Here is a 6,196-nt window from a genome sequence, read left to right as displayed (position 1 = left end):
GTCCAAACGAGAGGAGAAAAAGGAAATTACAGTACGCAACGTGTAAGATTTAACTCTAATTCTTCTGCTTAACTCTTTGTTACATACTTATAAATTTTCTCCACGACTTACTTAATGGTGCAACTATTAGTTAAAGAAGAATCCAAACATTGGATTAATGTTGCTACTTCTTTATCTACGGAATTGGCAGCCACCGCAGTGGAAAGAGATAACAAAGCAGGGCTGCCAGATATAGAAATCCAACGGTTGCGAGAAACTGGTTTACTGCCTTTGGTTGTACCAAAAGAGTATGGTGGTATTGGTGCGACTTGGGCAGAAGCTTTAAAAATAGTCCAAGAACTCTCGAAAGCAGACGGTTCAATTGGAGAGTTGTATGGCAACCATTTGAATTTAACTACCTTGGCTCATGTTTCGGGAACACCAGAGCAAAAGGAAAGATATTATCGGGAAACTGCCCAGAAAAATTTATTTTGGGCTAACGCCATCAACACTAGAGATACAAGGCTGAAAATTACCGCAGAAGGTGAAAATTTTCGTGTTCATGGGATCAAAAGTTTCGGTACAGGTGTCGCCATTGCAGATTTCCGCGTTTTCGCTGCCATTCAAGATAATGTGGAACTACCGTTAGTATTCATAATTCCCAAAGATAGGGCTGGTGTCGCTTCTAATCAAGACTGGGACAATATTGGGCAAAGGCGCACAGATAGCGATACATTCACTTTTTACGATGTTTTGGTAAAAACAGATGAAATTTTGGGATATCCTCATCCTCCTGATGGTGCTTTTAGTACATTTTTGGGAATCATCGCCCAGCTGACGAAAACTTATGTTTATTTGGGAATTGCTGAAGGAGCATTGGCGGCTGCAAAACAATACACTGTTACTCAAACAAAACCTTGGATTACGTCTGGTGTCGATAGTGCTACTCAAGACCCCTATATTTTGAATCACTATGGAAACTTGTGGGCAGAACTGCAAGCAGCAATTAGTTTAGCTGACAAAGCTGCTACCCAAGTACAACAAGCATGGGACAAAGAAGTTAACCTGACTTTTAAAGAAAGGGGAGAAGTAGCAGTTTCTGTTTTTGCAGCCAAGGCTTTTGCTACTCGCGTTGGTTTGAATCTCACCACAGGTATTTTTGAAGTTATGGGAACTCGTTCTACGGGTAGTAAATACGGCTTTGACCGTTACTGGCGAGATTTACGTACTTTTACGCTTCATGACCCTATAGATTATAAATTGCGCGATATCGGCAATTGGGTACTGAATGAGCAATTACCCATAATCACGCAATATTCCTAAAGTTTCCGCCACAGTAGACCTCGAATCGGTTGCTTAAGTTGGTTTTACCCACTTTAATTCCTTTTTTTAATTGCGGATTTAGTTAAGTAAATAGACCAAATTTCATACATTCGCCGTTAGGCGGTAGCGTTGCGTAGCTAAGAGTAAGCGCAGAAGCGCACAGATGGTTCTGCTGGCACAGCTTTGGGTGAAGCAATTGCTATGCCGGGCCACAACAATTAGAAGCTTTAAATGCGGGCGCACTTGATATTGCCTCTACAGCAGAATCTCCTCCTGTTTTCTCTCAAGCAGCTGGCGCACCTCTTGTATATCTAGCGGCTAACTCTTCTGATGGCCAAGCAGTTTCACTGTTAGTTCCTAAAAACTCTCCTATTCAAAGTGTCAAAGATTTAAAAGGGAAAAAAGTAGCTTTTCAAAAAGCATCGATTGGTCATTATCTTATACTTCGAGCCTTAGAAAAAGAAGGTTTTTCTCTATTTGTCCCGCCGGATGATATCCCAGTTCTTGCTTCTCAGCCAGGAGTCACACCTGTAATAATTCCTGTTTCTAATGTTGATGGTGGCTATACTGGAACTGCTGAACTAACTTTTCATTCTGATCATAAGTGGACTCCTTATCCTTCTAGTGGTTCTTTACTCTATGCTTTGGAAGTACCGACTGAAGGTGGAGATACTTACTGGTTAAATTTGAGTTTAGCCTATGAAACTTTGGATGAGTTTACAAAGCGCCGGATTGCAGATTTGCAGTTAATTACATACAATCCCTTTTTAAATAAATCAAATACACCTCGTTCTAAATACCGTCTAGACAAGAGTATTCCCTTAATTAGTCTTGTATTTCCTCACCCACTAGTACGGACACATCCAGAAAGTGGAAAAAAGATTTTATATTTAGATTACGCCACAGAAGTAGAAATTGTTGGTCTAGATCCACAAGAAGGATCTGAATTAATTGAACAGCTGCGATTGCATTTACATCAACCTCGGTTTTATTATCAACACAAATGGTCTGTAGGCGATATTGTCTATTGGGATAATCAAGCAACTTTGCATTATCGTCAAGCATTTGATCCCAATCAGCGCCGGGTGATGAAACGGATAAGTTTAGCGGGTAGCCGTCCATTTTGAGGAAAAACCCCATTTGTTTGAAAAAATATAGAGTCATCCGATTTGATTTCTATTCGCACAGCGTGGCGTAGCCATACTTACTTGCGTAGAAAGGCAATAGGGAATAGGCAACAGTCAATAAGCCTCTTTGAGCTATACTTAATTTTTTCAAAAATCAAATATGAGTTTTATAATTTGAAATAGAATAACTCCGGTTTCTTCAAGAAACCGGGGTTTTGTACTTTATGACGATTGAAGTTTTATTGATTGAGAATATATGACTTTTATCTCCAAAATTATTAACGTCGGTTATTCATCTTTTTTGACGATCTTAGATAATATATATTATAATCTACATTAAAATTATCGCATTACCGCTCTTTATTTGTATTAAAGGCAAAAATCGGAATGGCATTAGCTCAACACATTAATATCCAAGTCGCTAAAAAAGTAAATGATTATTTCTTGTGGAAGATATTACTACTTGGTACAGATTTTTTAAAGCAGCTATGGTGGCATACTAAAGCATATACAACAGTTTTGGGTATTATGTTGTTGACCTTTGCCAGTCTCGAATTTGTATATATACATTATTTGTCTGGAAAAAAAATAAGTCAATTTTTTCAACATGAAACTGTTGTAGAACAAAAATGACTATATATAAAAGATTGCAAATTACATCTTATCTAGCTTTCAATTGGTTTGAATTTTATCAAGCGATCACAGCTTATTTAGATCGTGCTTTAAAAATAGAATTTCCACTACAACAAAGTGAAAATGATCCCTTAGAAGATGCCTTATTATTTCAAGATAAAATAGATTTAGCTTTTATTTGTGGATTGCCACTAATTCACTATAGTCAAATAGTTTCAAACCAATTTCAGACTTTAGTTGCGCCAGTAATGCAATCATCACGATATAGCAACTGCCCTGTTTACTATGCAGATGTTATTGCCAATGCTAATAGTAATATCAAAAAGTTTACAGATTTAGCAAGAAAAACATTTTGTTATAATGATTTGGGTTCTAATAGTGGCTATAATTTACTTTTTCATAGATTAGTTCAAGAAAGATATCCTGAAAATTTCTTTGGCAAAACGCTAGAATCAGGTTCACATCAGCGTTCAATTCGCTGGGTAGTTGAGGGATTGTCAGATTGTGCAGCAATTGATAGTGTGGTGCTAGAACAGGAATTAAAAGATTTTCCCGAATTATCACAGCATTTGCGTGTGGTGGAAGTGCTGGGGCCTTCTCCAATGCCACCTTTAGTAGTAGCACAGCGTCTAGGTATATCTTTAATTCAGCAAATGCAGTTGGCATTACTGCAACCAGATGCAGAGTTGCAAAGAGTGATGAAACAGTTCGGAGTCAGACGTTTTGCCGCAGTGAGATTGGAAGATTATCAGATATTAAATCAGATTTACAGCGTAGGCGTAGCCCGTCGTAGACATCGCCTCCGTGCCATCGTTTAAAAGCGGAAAAGCTTACAAAAAATAGCAAAGACGCAAAGAGAAAGATTGAGTTTTTGGGCAGAAAATATATGCTTGATTGCGATCGCAATTATAATCTGTAGGAGTTTTCCTCATGCATTCCTTAATAAAAGGCTTTGCTAAATCGCGGTATACAAGTTAGAAATTTCATCTATCAAACTCTTACTCTCTGCGCCATCCTGCGGGTTCCGCCTTAGCGGTACTGCGTCTAGTGAGTGAGATAATATATCATCCCATTAATCAGAAACGCCGGGTAAAAGGTAGATTTCACATCAAGCGGTAATACCATAATCCCAACTCTGCTGTTGTGCCGACAATACCGCATCTTGATAAACTTGCCCAAACAACACTCGCTGTGCATGACTCCCTCCAATCTCATGCAAGCGTGGTAAAACAGGTTTCAGTTCTGCAACAGTCGTCTTGAAATCGCCTTTGGCATGAGCTACCATTCCTCTAGCTGCGGGAATTGCTAACTCTACCCAACTCCGTCGCAGGAAAGGATTAATACTCAAAGTATGATACTGCATACTCTGAAGCATTTGGTTCACCCAATCATGGTGTCCGGCTTTGGCAAGGGCATAGGCATAATGCAAATCCTGAAATGGTAATGCGTGTTCATCAATCCGGCTGTAAAGATAAGGACTAATGCCTTGCCAACGGTTCTCCACATCTACACCGTGCAATTCTAGGCGCAATAATAATGAAATTGCTCCTACTTGGTCTTTAGGAGATTGTTTGTTAGCACGCTCCCAAATATGCGTATCGTAGAGTTTGAGAACTTTTTGGTAGTTTTCTAACTGCAAATAATATAGTGCAATGTGCCACCAGTTATGAGTGTAGAGCATGGAGTTGCAGTTTTCCCAGGTATCTGCAAAACTTTCCATCCAAGCTATCCCCTCCTCAACTCTTCCCTGAGTTTCCATGACATGAGCGATCGCATGATGCGCCTAAGGATCATATCTATTCAATGCGATCGCTTGACGAGCTATCTTTTCCGCTGCTTTGAGTTGGTGACATTGTTCTAATCCAAAGGCCACCATGCCATATAAATAATGTTGTTGGGGATTGCTAGGTAAAACCTTCTGAGCAATTTCTAGTAATTTTTCTTTATTGCTTGTATAAAAATAGTGATACTGTCCCTGCTGCACAGATATTAAATCACGGGGAAATTGATTAGCAATCTCTTCATGAGTGGCGATCGCTACATCAATTTCTTGATTTGCCCAAGCTAAAATTGCCTGCACATATAGCTGTTCTCTGGCAGTAATCTGGGTGTAATGCTGTTGTGCAGTTTGCAGATATGGTAGAGCTAGCTGCCAAGCTTTGCGGTTTTCTTGGGTAAGATAATAAGCAGCCGCATAAGCATGAGCTAATGCACAAGTAGGATCTGCTGCAATTGCTTGTAAAACTGCTGTTTCTGCATCTTTACCATAACCAAGCATCTGATCGATAAAACGGTTAATGGCTGCTTTCGCATTGGCTGAATCTGTTGTAACTACTAGTCCTTGTGCATCTTTAAGCATGATTAATTCTTTGCAGCAAGATTTATGAAGCAAACTACAAACTACGGTAAATCTATAGAGATAATGTAATTGCAAGCTCAAGTATGTCATAGCTATTGCAAAACCGCAAGCATCAAAATACTAAAACTCTACCGACTAACAGTATTTAGTTTTGTAAAGGTATTGCTTTGCTTAACTGGCTGTGCGATAGTCTAAAAGTGAATTAAATAATACGGTAACTTGATAGATTTACCGTACTTAAAGACCAGGAAATATTGCAGCTACTCTGACTATAGATATCATGCAGCTACTTTGGTTTATTCCAACTCACGGTGAAGGGCGTTATCTTGGTACTGCCATAGGTGGGCGGGCAGTCAACTTTGATTACTGGCGGCAGATAGCCCAAGCAGTAGATCATTTAGGTTTTACAGGGGCATTACTACCTACAGGCCGTTCATGTGAAGATGCCTGGGTTTTGGCATCAACTTTGGTGACACACACCAAGCGGATGAAGTTTTTGGTGGCTATTCGTCCGGGGTTAATGTCGCCGGGAGTAGCAGCGCGAATGGCAGCAACCTTTGATCGCATCTCTGGTGGAAGGTTGTTGATTAACGTCGTTACCGGTGGCGATCCGGTGGAATTGGCGGGAGATGGATTGCATCTTTCCCATGATGATCGCTACAAGAACTCTTGCATAAATATTTTTTGGTATAATGAAGGGTTATTTTTCTTAACGTTAGAGAAGTTAAAATAGCCACAATTTACAAAGTTTCTTATATTAACTGTTGCTGGAGAA

The 6,196-nt window shown here is 39.5% G+C and carries 4 protein-coding genes and 3 pseudogenes; 6 read left to right on the top strand and 1 reads right to left on the bottom strand.

What is annotated here, in order from left to right:
* Window positions 1-114: 114 nt before the first annotated feature.
* The 5 genes and pseudogenes from H6G97_RS43215 (at window position 115) to H6G97_RS43195 (ending at window position 3,880) form a co-directional block, all read left to right on the top strand.
* Window positions 115-1,302: an acyl-CoA dehydrogenase family protein gene (locus tag H6G97_RS43215; RefSeq protein ID WP_190946667.1), complete on the top strand. Its 1,188-nt coding sequence runs from the start codon at window positions 115-117 to the stop codon at window positions 1,300-1,302.
* 203 nt (window positions 1,303-1,505) lie between these two features.
* Window positions 1,506-1,817, top strand: a pseudogene (locus tag H6G97_RS43210) (ABC transporter substrate-binding protein); the annotation flags it as partial.
* Complete coding sequence (locus H6G97_RS43205; protein WP_422394272.1) at window positions 1,797-2,429, top strand: TauD/TfdA dioxygenase family protein; 633 nt, start codon at window positions 1,797-1,799, stop codon at window positions 2,427-2,429. The pseudogene H6G97_RS43210 and the gene H6G97_RS43205, both read left to right, overlap by 21 nt.
* A 387-nt stretch (window positions 2,430-2,816) precedes the next feature.
* Entirely contained in the window at window positions 2,817-3,062 is a 246-nt protein-coding gene (locus H6G97_RS43200) for a hypothetical protein (RefSeq protein ID WP_190946665.1), read from the top strand.
* Window positions 3,059-3,880: a phosphate/phosphite/phosphonate ABC transporter substrate-binding protein gene (locus H6G97_RS43195; protein ID WP_190946664.1), complete on the top strand. Its 822-nt coding sequence runs from the start codon at window positions 3,059-3,061 to the stop codon at window positions 3,878-3,880. The genes H6G97_RS43200 and H6G97_RS43195 overlap by 4 nt, the downstream gene beginning before the upstream one ends.
* A 290-nt stretch (window positions 3,881-4,170) precedes the next feature.
* Here H6G97_RS43195 and H6G97_RS43190 read toward each other — a convergent pair.
* A pseudogene (locus H6G97_RS43190) lies at window positions 4,171-5,421 on the bottom strand (tetratricopeptide repeat protein).
* A 280-nt stretch (window positions 5,422-5,701) separates the two neighbouring features.
* On the opposite strand from H6G97_RS43190, the pseudogene H6G97_RS43185 reads away from it, so the two are divergent.
* Window positions 5,702-6,085, top strand: a pseudogene (locus H6G97_RS43185) (LLM class flavin-dependent oxidoreductase); the annotation flags it as partial.
* Between the last annotated feature and the right edge of the window lie 111 nt (window positions 6,086-6,196).

Origin of the sequence: Nostoc flagelliforme FACHB-838, from assembly GCF_014698065.1 — a bacterium.
Lineage (GTDB): Bacteria > Cyanobacteriota > Cyanobacteriia > Cyanobacteriales > Nostocaceae > Nostoc > Nostoc flagelliforme_B.
This window is presented reverse-complemented; position numbering and strand designations above follow the sequence as displayed.